Source organism: Dyella soli (assembly GCF_054482295.1).
The window spans coordinates 342258-365189 of record NZ_JBTFFU010000002.1; the positions used below are offsets into that span (position 1 = coordinate 342258).

Sequence of the window (22932 nt, forward strand, 5' to 3'; positions counted from 1 at the left end):
TCGGTGCATGGCCTTCAATGGCGTATTCAGCTAACGTGGCCGCTTTCCCAAGCGCAGCCTGCCCATGACCGACCCCGTTAGTGCCAAGCCCGACGACAACGCCCTGGTGCGTGTCCGTGGCCTGACCACGGTCCTCAATGGCAAGAAGGTGTTCGACGCGCTGGACATGGACATTCCGCGCGGCAAGATCACCGCGATCATGGGTCCCAGCGGCACCGGCAAGACCACGCTGCTCAAGCACATCACCGGCCAGATGCGCGGGAACGCGGGCGAGGTGTGGGTGGACGGGCAGAGCGTCTCGGCGCTGTCGCGCGAGAAGCTGTTCGAATTGCGCGAACGCATCGGCTACCTGTTCCAGAATTCCGCGCTGCTCACCGATTTCGACGTGTTCGAGAACGTGGCGTTCCCGCTGCGCCAGCACACCCGGCTGCCCGAAGTGCTGATCCGCAACATCGTGCTGACCAAGCTGCAGGCGGTAGGCCTGCGCGGCGCCGCCGCCCTGATGCCGTCCGAGCTTTCCGGCGGCATGGCGCGTCGCGTCGCGCTGGCCCGTGCGATCGTGTTCGATCCGATGCTGATCCTGTACGACGAACCCTTCGTCGGCCTCGACCCGATCGCGCTGAACCAGGTGCTCAAGCTGATCCGCACGCTCAACCAGACGCTGGGCATCACCAGCGTGCTGGTCGCCCATGAGCTCGAAGCGATCAAGCAGGTGGCCGACCACGTCTATCTCATCGCCAACGGCAAGGTGGTCGCGCAGGGCGACCCCCGGACCATCGCCAACGACGGATCGCCGTGGACGCGGCAGTTCTTCGGCGGCGAGGCGGACGGCCCGGTGCCGTTCCAGTATCCGGCGGGCGACTACGCCACGTCGCTCGGCTTTCCGGGGAGTGGCGCATGAGCGCTTCGATGAGTCGCGAAAACATCGTGTTGCGGTCGCTGTCCCAGATCGGCGATTGCGGCCTGTTCCTGCTGCGCATCCTGGCGGCAGTTCCCCGCAGCATGCGGCATGTCCGCGAGACGGTGAGACAGTTGTGGTTCGTCGGCGCGATGAGCCTGATCATCATCATGGTCTGCGGCCTGTTCGTGGGCATGGTGCTTGGCCTGCAGCTGTACGACGTGCTGTCGATCTTCGGCGGTACCTCGGCCACCGGTACCGTGGTGGCGCTGGCGATCTATCGCGAGCTTGGCCCGGTGGTGACGGCGCTGCTGTTCGCCGGTCGTGCGGGCACCTCGGTGACGGCCGAGATTGGCCTGATGCGCGCGACCGACCAGATCGCCGCGATGGAGATGATGGCCGTCGACCCGATTGCCTACGTGGTCGCGCCCCGCTTCCTCGCCGGCGTCATCGCCATGCCCCTGCTGTGCTGCGTGTTCTGCGCGCTGGGCATTTTCGGTGGCCACCTGGTGGGCGTGAGCTGGCTCGGCATCGACAACGGCACCTTCTGGTCGAACATGACCGCCACCGTCGAACTGGTGAAGGATGTGATCAACGGCGTGCTGTGGAAGAGCGTGGTGTTCGGCATCGTGGTGTCGCTGATCGCCGTCTTCCAGGGTTACACCACGCCGCCGACCAGCGAGGGCGTGGCCTATGCCACGACCCGTACCGTGGTGGCTTCGTCCATTGCCATCCTGGCGCTCGACTTCGTGCTCACCGCGTTCCTGATGTGAGCACCGACATGCGCGCCGCCCTGACCGTTTCCACCACCTATTCATTGAGGATCGTGCCGTGAGCCAGAGACAATCCTATGCCGTCGGCACCGGCCTGTTCATCGTGCTCGGCTTCGCCGCGCTCGGCTATCTCGCCACCCAGACCACCTCGGTGGCCAATACCAGCCGCGGTCCGAGCTACACGATCGAGGCGCACTTCGCCAACATCGGCCAGCTCAAGGAGCGCGCGCCCGTGAAGGTGGCAGGCGTGCGCATCGGCCAGGTGCAGTCGATCATGCTCGATCCGGGCAAGGAGACGGCCGACGTGAAGCTGTCCATCGACAACCGCTACAACCAGATTCCCGACAACTCGGTGGCCACGATCTTCACCAGTGGCTTGCTGGGTGACCAGTACGTGGGCGTCCAGTACGGCAATTCGAAGAAACTCGTGGCCGACGGCGGCACGCTGGCGCTGACGCGCCCGGCGCAGCAGCTGGAGGAGATGCTTGGCAAGTTCTTCGGCGCCGGCAGTGCGGCGGACAACCTCTCCGGCAGCTACGTGGTCAAGGCCCGTTTCACCAACGTGGGCGCCTTGTCGGCGGGCTCGCCGGTCAAGATGGCGGGCGTGGCGATCGGCAGCGTGCAGTCCGTGCAGGCCGACCCGGTCAAGCTCGACGCCGAAGTGACGCTCGCCATTGACAAGAAGTACGACCAGATTCCCGACGACTCGGCCGCCGCCGTGTTCACCAGTGGTTTGATCGGCACCCAGTACGTTGCCATCCAGCCCGGTGGCTCGCCCGACATGCTGAAGAATGGCGACGAACTGGTGCTGACCCAGTCGGCGCTGCAGATCGAGGATCTCATTGGCAAGTTCCTGGTCAATGGTTCGCCTGGCGACAAGAAGGGCACCGACAGCGGCAAGGCCGGCGACGGCGGCAAGCATTGATTTGTCGCGTCGCGTACCGATATTCCCCACCGATCCATTGCAGGAGTTTCCCCATGTTGCGTAGCCTGGCCCTTGCCACCGCCATCGCCTTCGGTGGTGTGCTCGCCGCCCCCGCTTTCGCCCAGAGCGCCCCGGCCGCGGCGGACGCCCAGCAGTCGCCCGTGCAGGTCGTGCAGTCCATTTCCGACCAGCTGGGCAACGCCATCGACGGCCACCAGCAGCAGCTGAAGAACGATCACGAGAAGCTGATCTCGGTGATCGACGACATCTTCCTGCCGCACTTTGACATCGACTACGCCTCGATCCTGGTGCTGGGGCAGCATGCCCGCGATGCGACGCCGGAACAGCGCGCCCGTTTCGCCAAGGCGTTCTACAACTCGATCACCCATCGCTATGCCGAAGGCCTGCTCAACTACACGCGGGGCCGCGTGAAGGTGCTGCCGTTCAGTGGCGACCTCAACGACAAGCGCACCATCGTGCGCACGCAGGTGGTGCTCGACGACGGCAAGACCGTGGCCGTCGACTACGCCTTCCGCAAGAGCCGCGACGGCAGCTGGAAGGCCTACGACGTGATCATCGAAGGCATCTCCTACGTCACCAACTACCGCAACCAGGTTGACGCGGAGATCCGCAAGGCCGGCATCGACCAGCTCATCTCGAACCTGGAGACCCAGGGCGAGAAGGCGCTGGAGACGATGGAGAAGGACACCAAGGCCACCAAGTGATGACAGCCCAGGCCACGCCGCTGCAGATCGACGACAGCGCGCCCGACAGCGTGCACGTGTCGGGCGCCCTGACGTTCGCGAATGCAGCGTCGGCGCTGGATGCCATGACAGCGGCGGTGGCGCGCGACGGGCGCCAGGCGATCGACCTGGCGGGCGTCACGCGCAGCGACAGCGCCGGCCTGGCCTGCCTGCTGGCCGTGCTGGCCGGGGCAGCCACGCAGGGCCGGAAGCTCACGGTGCGCAACATGCCGGCCGGCATGCACCTGCTGGCCAGTGTCTGCGAAGTGGAAGCGTTGATGCGTTGAGCACGCGCGCAAGCGCGGCGACAAGCAACAAAAAGGGGCCTTGCGGCCCCTTTTTGTTGCGCGGGTTGGTTGCGTCACTTCTTTTCCGGCGGCGGATTCTGCTTCGGCTGGTCGGACTGCTTGTTTTCCCAGGTGTGCTGCTCTTCCAGCAGCTCGTCCGGGTCGAAGTTCTTTTCCTTCAGGCCCTGCATCTGCTCGATGATGTCCGCCGGCGGATTGCCGTCGTAAATCTGGTACAGGCGCTGCTGCCGGTAGGCGTCGCGCAGGAACACGTAGGGGTCGTAGGCCGACTGCAGGAAACCTTCCGCATCGATGCCGCGCGAGCGCAGCGTAACGAGGTAGAACACTTCCGGCAGGTATTCCGCGTTGTACTGGAAGTCGTGGTTGCGCGAGTAGTAGCTCAGCGGATCGAAGAAATAGCTGTCCACCGGCAGGCGCCAGACATCGCGCACGGTGGTGGGGCCAACGAACGGCAGCACCAGGTAGCCGCCTTCCGGAACACCCCAGCGGGCCAGGGTGATGCCGAAGTCGGTGTCCTGCAGCGGAATGCCCAACTGGCTGGCCGGATCAAAGAAGCCGCCGATGCCGATGGTCAGGTTGACCAGGAAGCGTCCGCTGCTCTGGGCCGCCTGCAGGGGACGGGCCTGCAGCAGGTCGTTGGCGACCGTGATGGGCAAGCGGATGTTGGTGTAGAAGTCGCTGAATGCGCGGCGCACCATCGGACTGGTCACCTTCCGGTAGCCCACAGCCACCGGCCGGATCACGGCCTTGTCCAGCGAGTCGTTGAAACTGTAGACGTCCCGGTTGAACTTCTCATAGGGATCGTCGGTGCGGGGCTTGGCGATGCTGCAGCCGGCCAAGAGGGCCAGTGCGACCAGCGGCAGGCATCGCACGAGGAGTGAGCGGAGGGCGGACGGCATCGGTGGCAACAGTCCTTTGGAGGGCAAGCACAATATTGTACTTGCTGGTTTTATATTGTGTATAGCCCTGCAATTCTCTGGAAGCTGCACTGCAGGCTGGCTGAACCACGCATCATAAGCGTTGCTGCATTGCCAGCAAAGCGCCCTCTGGCTACACTGACCCACGATAAGTCGCTTTATTCTTTAAGGATTTCAGATGGCCCGCATTACTGTGGAAGACTGCCTGCAGGTGGTCGACAACCGCTTCGAACTGGTGCTGATGGCGACCAAGCGCGCCCGCCAGCTCTCCAAGGGTGCCGAGCCGGCAGTCAACCCCGACCATGACAAGCCTACCGTGCTTGCCCTGCGTGAAATCGCCGACCGCCGCATCGACCAGGCCACCATCGACGAGATCGACAAGGCCGAGCGCGAGCGCGCCGAGCGCGAGGCGCTGGAATGGGCCGCCGCCGAAGTGGACGACGACCTCTCCAAGGGTGGGGACGACTGATGGAAGGCGGCGGCTGTAGACAGCAAGCGACACGGTCCGGCAATTCCGGACTGGCCTGCTTGCACCTTCGTGCCGCCAACCTCGCCACCGTCAAACCCGGCGAGGCGGTCGCCTGAGCGGGGACCGAACATCCATGCCGGCCGTCACGGATTCCTCGCCCCTGGATTCCTCGACGCTGCCGCCGTACGTGCTAGCCCTGAAGGAACGCGTGGCCTACCTGCCCGAAGCGCAGGTGGCGCGCGTGATCCGCGCCTACGACGTGGGCGCGCGGGCGCACGAGGGCCAGGCCCGCAAGAGCGGCGAGCCCTACATCACTCATCCGGTAGCCGTCGCCGGCATCCTGGCCGAACTGGGCCTGGACGCCGAGACCATCATTGCGGCGATCCTGCACGACACGCTCGAGGACACCGAGCTCAGCCGCGTCGAGCTTGCCGGCGAATTCGGTGAGACGGTGGCCGAGCTGGTCGACGGCGTCACCAAGCTGGACAAGATGAGCTTCAGCAGCCGCCAGGAGGCGGACGCGGAGAGCTTCCGCAAGATGCTGCTGGCGATGGCGCGCGACCTGCGCGTGATCCTGATCAAGCTGGCCGACCGCCTGCACAACATGCGCACCCTCGGTGCCAAGGACGGGGCGTCACGCCGCCGCATCGCGCGCGAGACGCTGGAAATCTACGCGCCGATCGCCCAGCGCCTGGGCATGAACAAGTTCAAGGCGGAGCTGCAGGACCTTGGCTTCCGCGCCTTGTATCCCGATCGTTATCGGGTGATCAGCGAACGCATCCGCGCCGCGCTGGGCAACCGGCGCGAGGCGATGGGCAAGATCGAGACCGCGCTGTCCGCGCGCCTGACCGCCGAGCACCTCGCGGCGCGCGTGGTCGGTCGCATCAAGTCGCCGTGGAGCATCTATTCGAAGATGCGCAGCGAGCACAAGAGCTTCGCGCAGCTGATGGATGTCTACGGCTTCCGCGTCGTGGTCGAATCGGCCATGAGCTGCTACATGGCGCTGGGCGCCGTGCACAGCCTGTACAAGCCGGTGGACCGCCGCTTCAAGGATTTCATCGCGATTCCCAAGGCCAACGGCTACCAGTCGCTGCACACCGTCCTGCTCGGGCCCTTCGGCGCGCCCATCGAGGTGCAGGTGCGCACGGCGGAAATGGACTCGGTGGCGGAACGCGGCGTGGCGGCCCATTGGGCCTACAAGACCGATTCGGGTCCCGCCAACAGCGCGCAGGCGCGGGCACGCGAGTGGCTTTCCTCACTGGCCGACAGCCAGGCCAACACGGCGTCGTCGTCGGAATTCATCGAGAACGTCAAGATCGACCTGTTCCCGGACGAGGTCTATCTGTTCACCCCGCGCGGCGACATCCTCGCGCTGCCGCGCAACGCGACGGCGCTGGATTTCGCCTACGCCGTGCACACCGACGTGGGCGACCATGCGGTGGCCGCGCGCGTGGACAAGAAACTGCTGCCGCTGCGCACGCGGCTGGAATCGGGCCAGCTGGTGGAGATCATCACCGCGCCGTCGGCGGTGCCCAATCCGGCCTGGCTGGAATCGGTGGTCACCGGCAAGGCGCGCACCGCCATCCGCCAGTACCTCAAGCATCTGCAGCACGAGGACGCCGTGGACTTCGGCCATCGCATGCTGGATCGCGCGCTCGATGCGCTCGGCACCAGCCTCGATGCGATTCCGCCGGCCGTGCTCGATCGCTTCCTGGAGACGTCCAAGCTCAAGCGTCTCGAGGAGCTGCTTTCCGACATCGCGCTGGGCAATCGCATGCCGCACCTGGTGGCCAGCCAGCTGGTGGCGGCGCGCGGCAAGAAGTCCTCCGAAGTGCACTCGGCGCCCCATGCCGCCGAGAAGATCCGCATCACCGGCGCCGAGCGCGGCGTGCTCAGCTTCGGCAACTGCTGCCACCCGTTGCCGGGCGACGAGATCATCGGTTATCTGTCGTCGGGCAAGGGCATCGTGGTGCACCGGGTCGAATGCCCCAACGTGGTCGAGCTGCGCAAGTCGCCCGAGCGCTGCGTGGCCATCGAGTGGGACCACGACGTGCAGGGCGACTATCGCGCGGAGCTGCGCATCGAGGTGATCAACCGCCCGGGCGTGCTCGCCACGGTGGCGGCGGCCATCGCGGCGGCCAATTCGAACATCGAGAACGTGGAATACGTGGAGCGTGACGCCGCGGCGGCCACGCTGCTGTTTGCGCTCGAAGTGAAGAACCGCAAGCACCTGGCCGAGGTGATCCGCCGCGTGCGGCGCACCGGCGTGGTCAGCGGCGCGTACCGCTATCCGCTCTAGGCGGCAGCGGGACAGCGCGTCCCTCCTCATCCCTCGCGTCTCGCTCTAGACTGTCGGGCCTGTGCAACCACGAGGCCACCCCATGTCCCGCAGCATCATCGCCACCGACAAGGCGCCGGCCGCCATTGGCCCTTATTCGCAGGCCGTGCGCGCCGGCAACACCGTGTACTTCTCCGGGCAGATCCCCCTCGATCCGGCCACTGGCCAGATGGTGGAAGGGGACATCACCACGCAGACCCGCCGCGTGTTCAACAACCTCAAGGCCGTCGTCGAGGCAGCCGGTGGTTCCATGGACAAGATCGTGCGCGTGGGCATCTACGTGACCAACCTGGGCCACTTCGCGTCCGTCAACGAGGTGATGGGCGAGTATTTCCAGGCGCCATTCCCCGCGCGTTCCACCATCGAGGTATCCGCGTTGCCGAAGCTCGCCGACGTCGAGGTCGATGCGGTCATGGTGCTCGACTGATCCCTCGCATGCGCGTGCACCGACAGACGGCCGGCTGCCGCCCGCTGCGCAGCGGGCGCTTGCTCGGGTAGGCTTCGCCGATGCCGCCCAGCAGCGTACGTACCGTGAGCAAGCCGATGTCCGATCCCGGCGCCACGCCGGTATCGGCGCTGCCCGGCGTCGGCCCCGCGCTGGCCGAAACGCTCGCGCGGCTGGGGCTTGAGCGGGTGCAGGACCTGTGGTTCCACCTGCCGCTGCGCTACGAGGACAAGACACGCGTCACCGCCATCGCTGACCTGAGGCCCGGTGAGCGGGCGCAGGTGGAGGGTGTAGTGGAGGCCGTCGAGCGTGGCTTTCGCTACCGCCCCCAGCTCCGGGTGGCCATCACCGACGATTCGCGCCAGACGCTGGTGCTGCGTTTTTTCCATTTCCGGCGCAGCCAGTCCGACCAGCTCCAGCCAGGCACCCGGCTGCTGTGCTACGGCGAAGTGCGGCAGGGCACGCAAGGGCTGGAGATGGTGCATCCCCAGTACCAGCGACTGAGCGGCGACGAGCCGGCGGCGGTGGACGAACTGCTCAGTCCGGTCTATCCGACCACCGAGGGACTCGGCCAGAAGCGGCTGGCCGGCGTCATCGCCAAGGCGCTCGCGCTGTTGCCGCCCGACGCGCAGCTCGAACTGATTCCGCCCGCGCTGTGCGTCGAGCACGGGCTTACCTCGTTGCGCGAGGCGCTGCTCTACGTGCACCGGCCGCCGCCGGATGCACACCTGGGCCAGCTGACCACGGGGCGCCACCCGTCGCAGCAGCGCCTGGCGTTCGAGGAACTGCTCACCCAGCACCTCAGCCTCAAGCGCATGCGCGAAGCCGTGCGTCGCCGCCATGCGCCGAGCCTGCGGGGCACGGGCGAGCTGCGTGATCGCCTGCTGGCGAACCTGCCATTCGGGCTCACCGGGGCGCAGCAGCGCGTCACCGCCGAGATCGCGGGCGACATCGCCCAGGCCAGTCCGATGCTGCGCCTGGTGCAAGGCGATGTCGGCAGCGGCAAGACCATCGTCGCGGCGCTGGCGGCGCTGGCGGCGGTGGAATCGGGACAGCAGGTGGCGCTGATGGCGCCTACCGAACTGCTGGCCGAACAGCACCTGCAGCACTTCCGCCATTGGCTCACGCCGCTGGGCATCGAGGTGGCGTGGCTGGCCGGCAAGCTGACCGGCAAGGCGCGTCAGCAGGCCTTGCAGCGCGTGGCTGGCGGCGCGCACGTGGTCATCGGCACGCATGCACTGATGCAGGAGGGCGTGGCGTTCGCCCAGCTGGGACTGGTGATCGTGGACGAACAGCACCGCTTCGGCGTGCAACAGCGCCTGGCGCTGCGCGACAAGGGCGCCGACCACGGCAGCGGCCTCGTGCCGCACCAGCTCGTGCTTACCGCCACGCCGATTCCGCGCACGCTGGCGATGAGCGCGTACGCCGACCTCGATGTTTCCGCCATCGACGAACTGCCGCCCGGGCGCACACCGGTGCAGACGATCGCCATTTCCAGTGCGCGACGGGTCGAGGTGATCGAGCGCATCCACGCGGCGTGCCTCGAAGGCCGGCAGGTCTATTGGGTCTGCACGCTGATCGAGGAATCCGAACAACTGCGCGCGCAGGCTGCCGAGGTCGCGCACGCCGAACTGTCGGCATCGCTGGCCGACTGCAAGATCGGCCTGGTCCACGGCCGCATGAAGCCCAGGGACAAGCAGGCCGTGATGGATGCCTTCAAGGCGGGCGAGCTTTCGGTCCTGGTGGCGACCACGGTCATCGAGGTCGGCGTCGACGTGCCCAACGCAAGCCTGATGGTGATCGAGAACAGCGAGCGCCTGGGCCTGGCCCAGTTGCACCAGTTGCGCGGGCGCGTGGGGCGTGGCGCCGTGGCGTCCAATTGCGTGCTGCTGTACCAGCCGCCGCTCGGGCAGCTGGCGCGCGAGCGGCTGCAGGTGATGCGCGAAACCAACGACGGCTTCCGCATCGCCGAAAAGGACCTGGAGCTGCGTGGCCCGGGTGAGGTGCTCGGCACGCGCCAGACAGGGCAGTTGAGCTTCCGCATCGCCGACCTGTCGCGGGACGCGCACCTGCTGCCTGCCGTGCAGGAAGTGGGCGCGTCCCTGCTGTCGAAGCATCCCCAGCAGGCGGAGCAGCTCATCACGCGCTGGATCGGTGGTGCGGCCCGTTTCGCCCACGCCTGAAGCGCGCGTGGTTTGCGCGATGGCACCGCGCTTCCTAAGCTAACCGGCTCCGTCCCATCGACAACTCCCCATGAGCAAGCCGCTGCTGCTGATCGATACCGACCCCGGCGTGGACGACGCGCTGGCCATTCTCATGGCGCACGCCAAGGCCGACGTGGCAGGGCTCACGGTCGCCGCGGGCAATGTCGGACTGGGCCATACCGTGCGCAACGCGCGCACGCTGGTCGACCTGGTGGGTGCGGCCACGCCGGTCTTCCCGGGCTGTCCGACGCCGCTGGTGCGCATGCCCGACGAGGATGCCGTGCACGTGCATGGCGTCGATGGCCTGGGTGACGTCGGCTTCCCGGAACCCAGGGCGCAGGCGTCGGACGAGCATGCCGTACAGGCCATCCTGCGCCTGAGTCGCGAACACCCGGGCCTGACCCTGGTGGCACTCGGCCCGCTAACCAATCTGGCGCTCGCCGTGCGGCTCGATCCGAGCCTGCCGCAGCGGGTGGCGCGGCTGGTGATCATGGGCGGCGCGGTCACCGGCCAGGGCAACACCGGCAAGATCCCCGCCGAGTTCAACATCGGCTTCGATCCGGAGGCGGCGCATGTCGTGTTCGAGGCCTTTCCGGCCTTCGACCTGGTCGACTGGGAGGCGGTGTTGCGACATGCGTTTACCGAAGAGGAGTTCGACGGCTGGCTGGCCGCGGGCGACCGGCGCGCACGTTTCTTCGAGCAGGTGTTCCGCACCGCGCGCACATTCAACCTCAAGCGTGGCCGTCGCGGCGTCATCGTGGCCGATGCGCTGGCCATGGCGGTGGCGATCGACGCGTCCATCGTCACCCGCAGTGAGACACGCCACGTGGCGGTCGAAATGGATGGGCGCCTGACCCGGGGTGCCACCGTGGTGGACTGGTCCGCACGCCTGGGACACCCCGCCAATGCGCGGATCGTGATGGAGGTGGATCAGGCCCGCTTTGGCGCCATGGTGCGGCTCGCGCTGGGCGCATGAGCGGCCCGGCGGCATGCCCGGCCAGGCCAAGTCCCTGAGCGACTTGCCAATGGTCGGTTCTGTGGTTAAAATGCCGCTCTTTTCACCCACCGCTTTGAGTCAGTCATGAAGCCCGATACCCATCCGAATTATCGCCCGGTGGTGTTCCAGGACCTGTCGTCCGAGTTCGCGTTCCTCACGCGTTCGACGATCTCCACCAAGGAAACCGTCAAGTGGGAAGACGGCAACGAGTACCCGCTGATCAAGGTGGATATCTCCAGCCATTCCCATCCGTTCTACACCGGCAAGCAGAAGACGCTGGACACCGGCGGCCGCGTCGACAAGTTCCGTCGCCGCTACGCGCAGAAGTAAGAGCGCGGGCAAGGCTTGCTGTAACGCCTCGGTGACGGGGCGTTGACATGCACATCGCACGGGGCGAGCCCAGGCTCGCCCCGTGTTTTTTTGTGCCTGCCATCCGACCATCCGCTAGGGCATGTGCGCGGAACCTTGTGCGATAATGCGCGCTGAGGTGTCGCAGTTTTCTCCCCAGGGCGGCATCAACCCTACCTCGTCGGCTGTCGCGCTAACGCGATATGTCGGCGACGACATTTTTGTGAAGGAGGTTTTCCGTGTCCGATTCCAAGATCGTCAAGTTGGTGGATGAGTCGACCAGCCGCAGCAGCGAATTGCCCCTGCTCAGCGGCACGCTCGGTCCCGCATGCATCGACATCGGAACGCTGTACAAGGACACGGGCCACTTCACCTACGACCCGGGCTACGGCAGCACCGCCAGCACCAAGAGCGCGATTACCTACATCGACGGCGACGAAGGCGTGCTGCTGTACCGCGGCTACCCGATCGAGCAGCTGGCCGAAAAGTCGAGCTTCCTCGAGGTAGCCTACCTGCTGCTCAACGGCGAGCTGCCGAAGAAGGAAGAGTTCTCCGCCTTCGAGCACCAGATCACGCATCACACGATGATGCACGAGTCCCTGAAGGACTTCTTCAAGGGCTTCCACCATGACGCGCACCCGATGGCCATGCTGGCCGCTTCGGTGGCTTCGCTGTCGGCGTTCTACCATGACGACATCGACGTCGATAACGCGGAAGACCGCAAGCTTGCCGCGATCCGCCTGATCGCCAAGATGCCGACCATCGCCGCCGCGTGCTTCCGCTACTCCATCGGCTGGCCGTTCCGCTATCCGCGCAACAACCTCGAGTACGTCGACCGCTTCCTGCACATGATGTTCGAGGTGCCGAGCGAGCCGCTGGAACTGAGCCCGGTCGCCGCCAAGGCGCTGGACCTGCTGTTCATCCTGCACGCCGACCACGAGCAGAACGCGTCGACTTCGACGGTGCGCCTGGTGGGTTCCACCGGTGCCAACCCGTACGCGTCGATCGCCGCCGGCATCACCGCGCTGTGGGGCCCGGCACACGGCGGCGCCAACGAGGCGGTGCTGAAGATGCTCGAGGAAATCGGCTCGGCGGACAAGGTCGAGACCGCCGTCAAGCGCGCCAAGGACAAGAACGACAACTTCCGCCTGATGGGCTTCGGCCATCGCGTGTACAAGAACTTCGACCCGCGCGCCAAGATCATCCGCGAGATGACCCACAAGGTGCTCAATGAGCTGGGCATCAACGACCCGCTGCTCGACGTGGCGATGAAGCTGGAAGAGGCGGCGCTGAAGGACGATTACTTCGTCGAGCGCAAGCTGTACCCGAACGTCGATTTCTACTCGGGCATCATCTACAAGGCGCTCAACATCCCGACCGAGATGTTCACCGTGATGTTCGCCATCGCCCGTACGGCCGGCTGGATCGCCCACTGGATCGAACAGCACGAAACCCCGGGTGCGCGCATCGGCCGTCCGCGCCAGATCTACACCGGTGCCGACGTGCGCAACTACATGCCGGTGGACAAGCGCTAAGCGCAGTCTGGCGGATGGCAAGACGAAAACGCCCCGGCATGCCGGGGCGTTTTTTGTTGGGCGTCCTCAACGGCGCGACAGGCCGTCCGGGAACTGCCTAGCGCAGTGCCGAGGACAGCATCCGCTCGAACTCGTCCTCGTCCTCCCCGGACGCCAGCAGTTCCTCGACCATGGCCAGCGAGGCACGGCGCATGGGTTTCTCGTCGATGCGATCGAGCGGCGGTTGGCGCAGGGCATCGCGTGGCAGCACGGTGATGTCGAACGGCACGCCGTCGGCGGCAAACAGCAGTACCGGATATTCCTCCTGCTCGTCGCGCGTGGTGCGCAGGCGCCGCGTCTGCTGGGTCAGCGGCACGCCGCGCTCGTGCAGGAACAGCACGACCGACTCGGGTGTATCGCTGAACAGGTGCAGGCAGACGGCCGAATGGGCGTCCGCGGTGCCGTCCAGCACGGCGCCCACCAGTCGTGGTTCGAAACGTTCCAGGAAGCGCATGGCCTCGACGGCGGCCTCGCGGCGCTCCTGCAGCAGCTGCGGCTGGCTGTCTGCATGGAAAATGCGCTGGTGCTCGCGCAATGCCTCTTCGATCTCGTTGTTGCGCGGCAGCGCCTGCGCATCGAGGATGCCAAGCCGCTCGGCGGCCTTGACCTTGGCGTGGTGGAAGTCGCGGATGCCGTGCTCGCTCATCAGTCGCGCCGCCTCTTGCGCGACGCGCCGGCGGTTGCGCTGAAGACGGTCCTGCGCGTGGATGCGATGGTGTTCGCCTCGTGCCATGCCTCATTCCTCCGTGGGACGGGCGCTCGTCGCAACGAGCGCGGGCGGCGCGGCGGGCTGCCTGGCGGATTCCCGCTGCCGACGATCAGAAGATGTCGTAGGCGTGCTGCTGGTCCTGATCCTCCTGCTGTTGGCTGGCCTGGTTGCGCAGGCGGTCCACGTCTTCCACCTTGAAGTACTCGGACATGCCATTCGGGTCGCCGGCACCGGCCGGCAAACCGTTGGCGCGGTCGATTTGCACCGTACTGATACCGGGCGGCATCGGCAAGATGGCCGACGGCTGGTCCTTCAGCGCCGTGCCCATGTAGGTCATCCAGATCGGCAGCGCCGCCTTGGCGCCGAACTCGCCCTTGCCGAGGGAGCTGAAGTCGTCGAAGCCCACCCACACGGTGGTCACCAGGTTGCCGTTGAAGCCGGAGAACCATGCGTCGCGATGCTCATTGGTGGAGCCGGTCTTGCCGGCCAGGTCATCGCGACCCAGTGCCATCGCGGCCGCGCCGGTGCCGCGCTTGATCACATCCTGCATCAACGAGGTGAGCAGATAGTCGTTGCGGACATCGATGACCCGCGGGGCCAGCACCGGCGGGTGCGAGCCGTTGCCGTGGGCGTCCGCTGGCAGGACGGCCTCGCCCACGCCGGTGACGCTGCCCGAGGCGGCCGGTGCGCCGGCCGAGCCGGCAACGGCCATGGCCATGCCGGGTGCCGCCGCGGTGGCTGCCGGCGGCGGGCCGGGCGGGCGCGTATCGAGCAGGCGTTCGGCGCAGGTGCGGCAGGCGCGGGCCGGGTTGGCGGCGTACACGGGCTTGCCGTCGCGATCGTCGATTTCGCTGATGAAGTAGGGCGTGACCAGGTAGCCGCCGTTGGCGAACACGGCATAGCCGCGCGCCATGCTCATTGGCGACACCGAGGCGGTGCCCAGTGCCATCGACAGGTTGCTGGGCAGGGAGTCCAGCGAGAAACCGAAGCGGGTGGCGTAGTCGCGCGCGAAACGCACGCCGATGGCGTCGAGCAGGCGGACCGAAACGAGGTTCTTGGACTGGACCAGCGCCTCGCGCAGGCGGATCGGGCCGTCGAACTTGTCGTCGTCGTTGGACGGCGTCCACAGGCCGCCCGGGCGCGACGGATCGGGCAGGGCCAGCGGCGCGTCATTGACGATGGAAGCCGGGGTGAAGCCGCGCTCGAACGCCGCCGAATAGATGAAGGGCTTGAAGCTCGAGCCGGGCTGGCGGGCCGCCATCACCGCGCGGTTGAACTTGCTGCGCAGGAAGTTGAAGCCGCCGACCAGCGCCTGCAGGGAGCCGTCTTCCGGGTTGATCGAGGTCAGCGCCGCCTGGGCAGCGGGGATCTGGGTCAGCTGCCACTGGCCCTTTTCGTCGCGGGCCAGGCGCACCACGTCGCCGCGCTTGAGCACCGCCGAGACGCTCTTGGGGGTCGCGCCGACGCGGGTATCGTCGATGCGCGGACGGGCCCACTCCACGGCATCCAGGCCCAGCTTCACTTCCTCGCGGGTGCCGAGGTAGATGCTGGCCTCGCTTGCCGTGGCGGCGGTGACGATGCCCGGCTCCATGCCGGAGATGTCCGTATAGCCGGCCAGCGCGCGGTCCAGGTCCTCGTTGCTGGCCTCGGCGGCCAGTTCCTGGTGGGCCTCCGGCCCGCGCCAGCCATGGCGGTGGTCATACTCGACCAGGCCCGAACGCACGGCGTCCACGGCCGCCTGCTGGCGGGCGCCCTGGATCGTGGTCTTGACCACGTAGCCTTCCGTCAGCGCGTCGTTGCCCAGGCGGTCGAGCACCTGCAGGCGCACCATTTCGGCCAGGTAGGGGGCATCCACCTCGATCGGCGGCTCATGCGGGGAGGCGTTGTTGGGCTCGGCCAGGGCTTGGTCGTACTCGGCCTTGCTGATGTAGTGGTTCTCCAGCATCTGGCCCAGCACCCAGTTGCGACGGGCCACCATGCGCCTGGGGTTGTTCAGCGGATTGACCACCGAGGGCAGCTGGAAGGTCGAGGCCAGGGTGGCGCTTTCGGCCACGCTGAGCTGGTCCAGGGTCTTGCCGTAGTAGAAGGAGGCGGCCGCGGCCACGCCATACGAGCGATGGCCCAGGAACATCTTGTTGAGGTAGAGCTCGAGGATCTGGTCCTTGCTCAGCTCGCTCTCCATGCGCAGGGCGATGAAGATCTCGGTCAGCTTGCGCGAGTAGAGCTTCTCCGGGCTCAGGAAGAAGTTGCGCGCCACCTGCTGGGTGATGGTCGAGCCGCCCGGGCCCTTGTCGCCGCCGGAAACCACGACGTGCCAGCCGGCGCGGGCGATGCCGTGCCAGTCCACCCCGGGGTGCTGGTAGAAACTGGCGTCCTCGGCGGCCAGCACGGCGTGCTTGAGCCGGTCGGGCACGTTGCCGATGGCCACCGGGATGCGCCGGGTCTCGCCGAAGCTGGCAATCAGCTTGCCGTCGGCGGTCAGCACCCGCAGCGGCACCTGCATGTGGTAATCCTTGAGGACGGCAACCGAGGGCAGGCGAGGGGAAATAAGCCAGTAAGCGACGCCTACGGCTGCCACGCCCAGCAATAACCCGGTGAAAGCGAGAATCAGGATCCAGCGCAGCAACCGCTTGAGAATTTGCATGATTTGGGTGTTTGCGAGACGTGAGTCAAAACAATACAGAGTATAGATGTTGCAGTATCCACGGCATGAACCGAGCGCGTCACAGCAAGAAACAGGCCATCGGCCGCATTGGCCCAACTGTGCATGCCGTCACGCGAATCGTTCGAGAAAAAGCTCGTAGGCCGTTGCCAATACATTAATTTTTGGTTTTAATGCCGATGCGCACTTGCCAGTCACTGGTACAGGCGCACAGGGGCAAGGGGGAAAATCGTGGGGCTCTTTACACCCAAGAAGCCGCCGCTTGTTGGCGTCGACATCAGTTCGACCGCCGTCAAGCTGCTGCAGCTCAGTCAGGCCGGTGGCCGCTATCGCGTGGAACATTACGCGGTCGAGCCACTGCCCCCCAACGCGGTGGTCGAAAAGAACATCGTCGAAGTCGAGGCGGTGGGCGAGGCCATCCGGCGCGCATTGGCGCGATCGGGGTCCAAGCTCAAGCACGCGTCGGCGGCGGTGGCCGGATCGGCCGTCATCACCCGCGTCATTCCGATGCCGAGTGAGCTGTCCGACGACGACCTCGAAGGCCAGATCCAGGTCGAGGCCAACCAGTACATCCCGTATCCGATCGAGGAAGTCAGCCTCGACTACGAGGTACTCGGCCCGGTCCGCGACAACCCGGAAATGAACAACGTGCTGCTCGCTGCCTCGCGCACCGAGAACGTCGACATGCGCGTGGCCGCGCTGGACCTGGGTGGCCTGTCCGCCAAGGTGGTCGACGTCGAAGCCTTCGCGATGGAAAACGCCTTCGCGATGGTGGCCGACCAGCTGAATGTGGGCCGCGATGCCCTGGTGGCGGTGGTCGACATCGGCGCCACCATGACCACGCTGTCGGTGCTGCGCAACCAGCGCACCATCTACTCGCGCGAGCAGGTTTTCGGCGGCAAGCAGCTCACCGACGAAATCATGCGCCGCTACGGCCTTTCCTATGAGGAAGCCGGACGCGCCAAGCGCAAGGGTGGCCTGCCGGACTCCTACGAGAGCGAGGCGCTGGAGCCGTTCAAGGAATCGCTGATCCAGCAGATCAGCCGCCTGCTGCAGTTCTTCTTCGCCGGTAGCGAATACAGCAAGGTGGACCAGGTCGTGCTGGCCGGCGGATGCGCCTCCATCGAGGGTATTGGCCCGATGCTGGAAGACCAGCTGGGGGTCCCCTGCGTGGTGGCCAACCCGCTGGCGCGCATGTCGCTGTCGCCCCGCGTGCAGGCCCAGTCGCTGGCACAGGACGCCCCCGCGTTGATGATCGCGGTCGGCCTCGCGCTGAGGAGCTTCGACTGATGGCACATATCAACCTACTTCCGTGGCGCACCGAGCGCCGCAAGCAGCGCGAACGCGAGTTCTTCATGCAGCTGGCCGCGACCTTCGTGGCGGCGGTGCTGGTGCTGTTCATCTGGATGTTCTGGATGGACCAGCGCATCGACAACCAGAACGAGCGCAATGCTTACCTGCAGGGCGAGATCAAGCAGCTCGACGAACGCATCGCCAAGATCAAGGACCTCGAGAAGGTCCGCGCGCGCCTGCTGGCCCGCAAGCAGATCATCGAGCAGCTGCAGGCCAACCGCTCGCAGATGGTCCACCTGTTCGACGAGCTGGTGAAGACCATCCCCGCCAGCGCGCGCCTGGGTGGCCTCAAGCAGACCGGCGAATCGATGACGCTGGACGGCGTGGCCCAGTCCAACGCCAGCGTGGCCGAATACATGCGCAACATCGAGTCCTCGCCCTGGATGGGGCATGCCGACCTGCGCAAGACCGAGAACACGCATGGTGACAGCCGCATGCCGTATGCCTTCGGCCTGGACGTGGCCCTGAGCCGGCCCAAGTCCGACGACAACGCGGACGGCGCCGACAGCGACCATACGCCGATCCTGCCGGCGGCTACGCCAGCACCGGCGTCATCCAGCCCGGCCTCGGCCCGCCCCGCATCGACGGCGACGCAGCCGGCTGGTGCGGCCACGGCCGCCACCGCGGCGACGGAGACCAGGCCGACGAGCGCGGCGGGCAACGGGGGGAGCAAGCCATGAAGTTCCTCAGCGACCTGCAAAACCTCGATCGCAACAACATCGGCGGCTGGCCGAAGTCGATCAAGATCTTCTTCACCGGCTTGCTGTTCGCGCTGGTAGTCTTCCTGGGCTGGTACCTGTACATCAGCGACCAGCAGGCGTCGCTGGAGCAGGCGGCGGCCAAGGAAGAACAGCTGAAGCAGGAGTTCTCGCAGAAGCAGGCCAAGTCGGTCAACCTCGAGGCCCTGCAGCAGCAGCTCGACGAAATGCAGGACATGCTGCGCCAGTTGCTGCGCCAGCTGCCCAGCAAGACCGAGATGCCCGAACTGCTGGTCGACATTTCGCAGACGGCGCTTTCGGCGGGCCTGGAGACCGAACTGTTCCAGCCGGGTCCGGAGTCGCCGAAGGACTTCTACGCGGAGAAGCCGATCCAGCTGCGCATGGTGGGCACCTACCACCAGTTCGGCACCTTCATCAGTGGCGTGGCTTCGCTGCCGCGCGTGGTGATCCTGACCCTGCACGACGTCTCGCTGACGCCGAAGAACAAGGACGCCAAGGATCCCAAGGGCGCCGCCGCGGCTGCCAATGGCCTGCTGGTGCTGCAGGGAACGGTCAAGACCTACCGCTATCTGGAAGACGATGAGAGTGCCGCGGCCAAGGAAGCCAACGCCAAGTCGTCCAATGGCAAGCCGGCCAACGGCAAGCCGGCCGCGAAAACAGGGGGGCAGAAATGAGCAAGTTCGCTGCCATCCGGCCCGCCCGCGTGATGCGTGTCCTGCTGGTGCTCACTGCCGCGCTGGTGCTCGGCGGTTGTACCCGCGGCATGTCGGACCTGCGTGACTGGGCCGACCAGGAAAAGCACAAGAAGGGCGCGCCGATCCCGCCGCTGCCCGTCATCAAGACCTTCGAGACGTTCCAGTACAACGACCAGGATCGCCGCGATCCGTTCAGTCCGAGCACGGCCGAACTGCAGCAGAACAACGCCAACAGTGGCCCGCGCCCGGATGAGAACCGGTCCAAGGAGCCGCTGGAAATGTTCGCGCTGGACAGCCTGAAAATGGTCGGCACCGTGGGTGCCGCCGGCGGCATGGAAGTACTCGTGAAGGACCCGGGTGGCGTGATCCATCGGGTTCATCGCAATGAATACATGGGCCAGAACTATGGTCGGGTCACCGCTGTCAGCGAGGACCACATCGACCTGGTGGAACTGGTATCCAACGGAAATGGTGGCTGGATGGAACGTTCCGCCAGCATCGCGCTCAGCGAGAAATAAGAAACACAGGGGCTGATGCAATGACCAACCAAATCAAACCTGTTCGGGGCCGAGTCATGCGCCAGGCAAGCCGTTACGTGATCGTGGGCCTGCTGACGCTCGGTGCCGCCTGGTCCAATGCCGCAGCGGCTGCCACCAGCACCCTGAAGGAGATCAGCTACGACACCCTGTCGGGTGGCCGCGTCGAGCTGCATCTGAACTTCGCCCAGGGGCCGGTGCCGGAGCCGAAGATCTTCACCACCGGCAATCCGCCGCGCATCGCGGTCGATTTCGCCGACACCGATAACGCGGCGCCGCGCCATATCGACATCGGCAAGGGCTCGACCACGGGCGTCTCCGCGGTGTCGGCCGGTGGCCGGACCCGCGTGGTGGTCGAACTCGTGCGCGACTCGACCTATCGCTCGCGCGTCGAGGGCAACAGCCTCGTGCTGACCGTGAACAACGGCACCGAGGCGGCCACCACGACCACGGCTGCCACCATCGACCCGTCCAAGGCGCTGCCTTCGACGGCCAATGGCCCTGCGGTGTCCAACATCGATTTCCGGCGTGGTCCGAACGGCGAAGGCCGCGTGCTGATCGACTTCAGCGCCGCCGGTGCCAGTGCCGACCTGAAGCACCAGGGCGACAAGGTGGTGATCGACATCGACCACGCGACCCTGCCGTCGAACCTGGCGCAGCGCCTGGACGTGCTCGACTTCGCCACGCCGGTGCAGTCGATCGTCACCAAGGCGGGTGTCCGCGGCGGTGCGCACATGGAGATTGCAGTGAAGGGCCAGGTCGACACGTCGGCCTACCAGAGCGGCAACCAGTACGTGGTCGAGATCGCGGCGAAGAAGAAGGACCCCAAGGGCGCCGACGGCAAGCTGGCCAAGGGCCAGGAGCCGGTCTACAACGGTAACCGCGTCACCTTCAACTTCCAGGACATCCCGGTGCGTTCGGCGCTGCAGCTGCTGGCCGACATCTCCGGCCTGAACCTGGTGGCTTCCGATACGGTGGGTGGCAGCGTCACCCTGCGACTGGTCAATGTGCCGTGGGACCAGGCCCTCGACGTGGTGCTGCGCGCCAAGAGCCTGGACAAGCGTCGCAACGGCAACGTGATCTGGATTGCGCCGCAGGAAGAACTGGCCAAGTACGAGCAGAGCATCGCCGATGCCCGCCTCAAGGCCGAGGACAATGCGGAACTGGTCACCGACTACGTGCCGATCAGCTACGGCAAGGCCAAGGACATCGCCAAGCTGCTGACCCAGGGCAGCATGCAGGCCCAGAGCGGCGGTGGCGGCGGTGCCAGTGCCTCGCGCGGGTTCCTGTCCACTCGCGGCAGCGTCTCCTTCGACGAACGCACCAACACCTTGCTGATCAACGACAACCCGCAGAAGGTCCGCGAGTTGCGCGAGCTGATCTCGGTGCTGGACAAGCCGGTGCAGCAGGTGTTGATCGAGTCGCGCATCGTGATCGCCACCGACAACTTCACCCGTGAGCTGGGCGCCAAGTTCGGCGTGCAGGCCACGCGCACCAATCCGAGTGGCCAGGTGCTCTCGACCGGCGGCAAGTCCAATGGCGATGGCACGGCCGGTGGCATCAACGTCAACCTGCCTGCCACCACCAATGGCGGCAGCTTTGCCCTCGGTATCCTCGGCAAGAACTACGCCCTGGACCTGGAACTGTCCGCCGCACAGACCGAAGGTCGTGGCGAGGTGATCTCCAGCCCGCGCGTGATCACGGCCAACCAGCAGGAAGCGGTCATCCGCCAGGGTCAGGAAATCGGCTACGTCACCTACCAGAACAGCTCCACAGGCGCGGCCGGCAGCGGTACCGCCACCGTGCAGTTCAAGGACGCGGTGCTGGAACTGAAGGTGACGCCGACCATCACGGCCGACAACCGCGTGTACCTGATGATCAACGTGAAGAAGGATGCGCTGGCCGCGTTCATCACCGTACCGGGCAGTGGCCAGGTGCCGCAGATCGATACCCGCGAGATCAACACCTCGGTGCTGGTCGACAACGGCCAGACGGTGGTGCTGGGTGGCATCTACGAGATCACCAAGCAGAACAGCGCGACCAAGGTGCCTGGCCTGGGCGATATCCCGGGTGTCGGCATCCTGTTCCGCCACACCTCGCGCCAGAGCGACAAGGCCGAACTGCTGATCTTCGTGACGCCACGCATCCTCAGCGAAAGCCTGCAGTAACCAGCTCCCTTCGGGGCAGGGAAAAAGGGCGGCCTCGGCCGCCCTTTTTCGTGGGCGGTGCCGGGCGAGGTGGCCAGAAGTCATGGGCGCTAAACTTCCGTGGCGCGTTAAGGTCTGACTTAGCGCCAACCACGATGGACGATTTGATGGACATGCCCGAGGCCCAGCCCACGTCACGCCTGCAGCAGGCGTTCCTGCACGTTCGCGAGGAGCTGCAGCGCAGCGTGATCGGGCAGCCGCACCTGATCGACTGCCTGCTGGTCGCGCTGCTCGCCGACGGCCACCTGCTCGTCGAGGGAGCGCCTGGCCTGGCCAAGACAACCGTCGTGAAGGCGCTGGCGGCCTGCATCGAGGCGGACTTCCACCGCGTCCAGTTCACGCCTGACCTGCTGCCGGCGGACCTCACCGGCACCGACGTCTTTCGCCCGCAGGCCGGCAGCTTCGAATTCGAGCGCGGTCCGCTGTTCCACAGCATCGTGCTGGCCGACGAGATCAACCGCGCGCCGGCCAAGGTGCAGTCGGCGCTGCTGGAGGCGATGGCCGAGCGCCAGATCACGGTGGGGCGCAGCACCTGGCATCTGCCGGAACTGTTCATGGTGATGGCGACGCAGAACCCGATCGAGCAGGAAGGCACGTTCGCGTTGCCCGAAGCCCAGCTCGACCGCTTCGTCATGCACGTGACCATTGGCTATCCCGATGCCGCGGCGGAACTGGCGATCCTCCAGCTTGCCCGCGAACAGGCGCGTCGCAGCCTGCATCCGACGCCCGCACCGCGCCCGATGTTGACCCAGGCCGACGTCTTCAGCGCACGCGACGCAGTGCTGGCGGTGCACATGGCGCCGGCGCTGGAGCAGTATCTGACCCAGCTGGTGCTGGCCACCCGCAACGCCGGCGCCTATGGCCCGGAGCTCAAGCGGTGGATCGCCTGGGGTGCAAGCCCGCGCGGCACCATCGCGCTCGATCGTTGTGCGCGTGCGCATGCATGGCTGGCGGGCCGCGATTACGCGCTGCCCGAAGACGTGCACGCGATCGCGCACGAAGTGCTGCGCCACCGCGTGTTGCTCAGTTACGAGGCCGAAGCCGAAGGCATCCGCAGCGACCAGGTGATCAAGCGGGTGCTGGACCTCGTGCCGTTGCCGTGAGCGCTGCCG

At 66.2% G+C, this 22932-nt stretch carries 21 protein-coding genes; 18 read left to right on the plus strand and 3 right to left on the minus strand.

Annotated elements, in window-relative coordinates; genetic code table 11:
- The first annotated feature begins 64 nt into the window (after positions 1-64).
- From ACXU4B_RS11975 to ACXU4B_RS11995, 5 genes are read left to right on the plus strand one after another with little or no spacing between them, the layout of a single operon-like run.
- Positions 65-901, plus strand: a complete 837-nt coding sequence (locus ACXU4B_RS11975) for an ABC transporter ATP-binding protein (protein WP_131412243.1) — start codon at positions 65-67, stop codon at positions 899-901.
- Complete coding sequence (gene mlaE / locus ACXU4B_RS11980) at positions 898-1671, plus strand: lipid asymmetry maintenance ABC transporter permease subunit MlaE (protein ID WP_131412241.1); 774 nt, start codon at positions 898-900, stop codon at positions 1669-1671. The genes ACXU4B_RS11975 and mlaE overlap by 4 nt, the downstream gene beginning before the upstream one ends.
- A gap of 58 nt (positions 1672-1729) precedes the next feature.
- Complete coding sequence (mlaD, locus tag ACXU4B_RS11985) at positions 1730-2596, plus strand: outer membrane lipid asymmetry maintenance protein MlaD (RefSeq protein ID WP_131412239.1); 867 nt, start codon at positions 1730-1732, stop codon at positions 2594-2596.
- Positions 2597-2649: 53 nt separating this feature from the next.
- Positions 2650-3321 (plus strand): MlaC/ttg2D family ABC transporter substrate-binding protein, encoded by a 672-nt coding sequence (locus tag ACXU4B_RS11990; RefSeq protein WP_131412237.1) that lies wholly within the window; start codon positions 2650-2652, stop codon positions 3319-3321.
- Complete coding sequence (locus ACXU4B_RS11995; protein WP_131412235.1) at positions 3321-3626, plus strand: STAS domain-containing protein; 306 nt, start codon at positions 3321-3323, stop codon at positions 3624-3626. The genes ACXU4B_RS11990 and ACXU4B_RS11995 overlap by 1 nt, the downstream gene beginning before the upstream one ends.
- Positions 3627-3700: 74 nt before the next feature.
- Here the strand turns inward: ACXU4B_RS11995 and ACXU4B_RS12000 are convergent, their stop codons facing one another.
- Entirely contained in the window at positions 3701-4546 is an 846-nt protein-coding gene (locus ACXU4B_RS12000; RefSeq protein ID WP_131412233.1) for an MlaA family lipoprotein, read from the minus strand.
- A 196-nt stretch (positions 4547-4742) separates the two neighbouring features.
- Here ACXU4B_RS12000 and rpoZ point away from each other — a divergent pair, with 196 nt between their 5' ends.
- The 7 genes from rpoZ to ACXU4B_RS12035 all read left to right on the plus strand — a co-directional run bounded on the left by rpoZ (position 4743) and on the right by ACXU4B_RS12035 (position 12900).
- Complete coding sequence (gene rpoZ, locus ACXU4B_RS12005; RefSeq protein ID WP_038614834.1) at positions 4743-5033, plus strand: DNA-directed RNA polymerase subunit omega; 291 nt, start codon at positions 4743-4745, stop codon at positions 5031-5033.
- Between the two features lie 133 nt (positions 5034-5166).
- Positions 5167-7332 (plus strand): RelA/SpoT family protein, encoded by a 2166-nt coding sequence (locus ACXU4B_RS12010; RefSeq protein WP_131412231.1) that lies wholly within the window; start codon positions 5167-5169, stop codon positions 7330-7332.
- Between the two features lie 82 nt (positions 7333-7414).
- Positions 7415-7798: a RidA family protein gene (locus ACXU4B_RS12015; protein ID WP_131412229.1), complete on the plus strand. Its 384-nt coding sequence runs from the start codon at positions 7415-7417 to the stop codon at positions 7796-7798.
- A gap of 80 nt (positions 7799-7878) precedes the next feature.
- Positions 7879-9999, plus strand: coding sequence for an ATP-dependent DNA helicase RecG (gene recG / locus ACXU4B_RS12020; RefSeq protein ID WP_131412227.1), 2121 nt, complete (start codon positions 7879-7881; stop codon positions 9997-9999).
- Between the two features lie 70 nt (positions 10000-10069).
- A complete protein-coding gene (locus ACXU4B_RS12025; RefSeq protein WP_131412225.1) occupies positions 10070-10996 on the plus strand; it encodes a nucleoside hydrolase in 927 nt (308 codons plus the stop codon).
- Positions 10997-11101: 105 nt separating this feature from the next.
- Positions 11102-11347 (plus strand): type B 50S ribosomal protein L31, encoded by a 246-nt coding sequence (locus ACXU4B_RS12030; RefSeq protein WP_131412223.1) that lies wholly within the window; start codon positions 11102-11104, stop codon positions 11345-11347.
- 257 nt (positions 11348-11604) lie between these two features.
- A complete protein-coding gene (locus tag ACXU4B_RS12035; RefSeq protein WP_131412221.1) occupies positions 11605-12900 on the plus strand; it encodes a citrate synthase in 1296 nt (431 codons plus the stop codon).
- 97 nt (positions 12901-12997) lie between these two features.
- On the opposite strand, the gene ACXU4B_RS12040 is transcribed toward ACXU4B_RS12035, so the two are convergent.
- Positions 12998-13672 carry a hypothetical protein gene (locus ACXU4B_RS12040; RefSeq protein WP_131412219.1) on the minus strand — a complete coding sequence of 225 codons (675 nt, stop codon included), beginning with the start codon at positions 13670-13672 and terminating at the stop codon, positions 12998-13000.
- Between the two features lie 85 nt (positions 13673-13757).
- Entirely contained in the window at positions 13758-16292 is a 2535-nt protein-coding gene (locus ACXU4B_RS12045) for a penicillin-binding protein 1A (protein ID WP_131412217.1), read from the minus strand.
- A 249-nt stretch (positions 16293-16541) separates the two neighbouring features.
- Here ACXU4B_RS12045 and ACXU4B_RS12050 point away from each other — a divergent pair, with 249 nt between their 5' ends.
- The 6 genes from ACXU4B_RS12050 (at position 16542) to ACXU4B_RS12075 (ending at position 22923) form a co-directional block, all read left to right on the plus strand.
- Complete coding sequence (locus ACXU4B_RS12050; protein WP_131412215.1) at positions 16542-17600, plus strand: pilus assembly protein PilM; 1059 nt, start codon at positions 16542-16544, stop codon at positions 17598-17600.
- The gene (locus ACXU4B_RS12055) at positions 17600-18343 is read left to right on the plus strand and encodes a PilN domain-containing protein (protein WP_131412213.1); all 744 of its coding nucleotides are present in this window, start codon (positions 17600-17602) and stop codon (positions 18341-18343) included. Before ACXU4B_RS12050 ends, ACXU4B_RS12055 begins: the two co-directional genes overlap by 1 nt.
- A complete protein-coding gene (locus tag ACXU4B_RS12060) occupies positions 18340-19056 on the plus strand; it encodes a type IV pilus inner membrane component PilO (RefSeq protein WP_131412211.1) in 717 nt (238 codons plus the stop codon). The genes ACXU4B_RS12055 and ACXU4B_RS12060 overlap by 4 nt, the downstream gene beginning before the upstream one ends.
- On the plus strand, positions 19053-19595 hold the full coding sequence (locus tag ACXU4B_RS12065; RefSeq protein WP_131412209.1) for a pilus assembly protein PilP: 543 nt from the start codon (positions 19053-19055) through the stop codon (positions 19593-19595). The genes ACXU4B_RS12060 and ACXU4B_RS12065 overlap by 4 nt, the downstream gene beginning before the upstream one ends.
- 56 nt (positions 19596-19651) lie before the next feature.
- A complete protein-coding gene (pilQ, locus tag ACXU4B_RS12070) occupies positions 19652-21781 on the plus strand; it encodes a type IV pilus secretin PilQ (protein WP_131412207.1) in 2130 nt (709 codons plus the stop codon).
- A gap of 146 nt (positions 21782-21927) precedes the next feature.
- Positions 21928-22923: an AAA family ATPase gene (locus ACXU4B_RS12075; RefSeq protein ID WP_131412205.1), complete on the plus strand. Its 996-nt coding sequence runs from the start codon at positions 21928-21930 to the stop codon at positions 22921-22923.
- Positions 22924-22932: the final 9 nt, after the last annotated feature.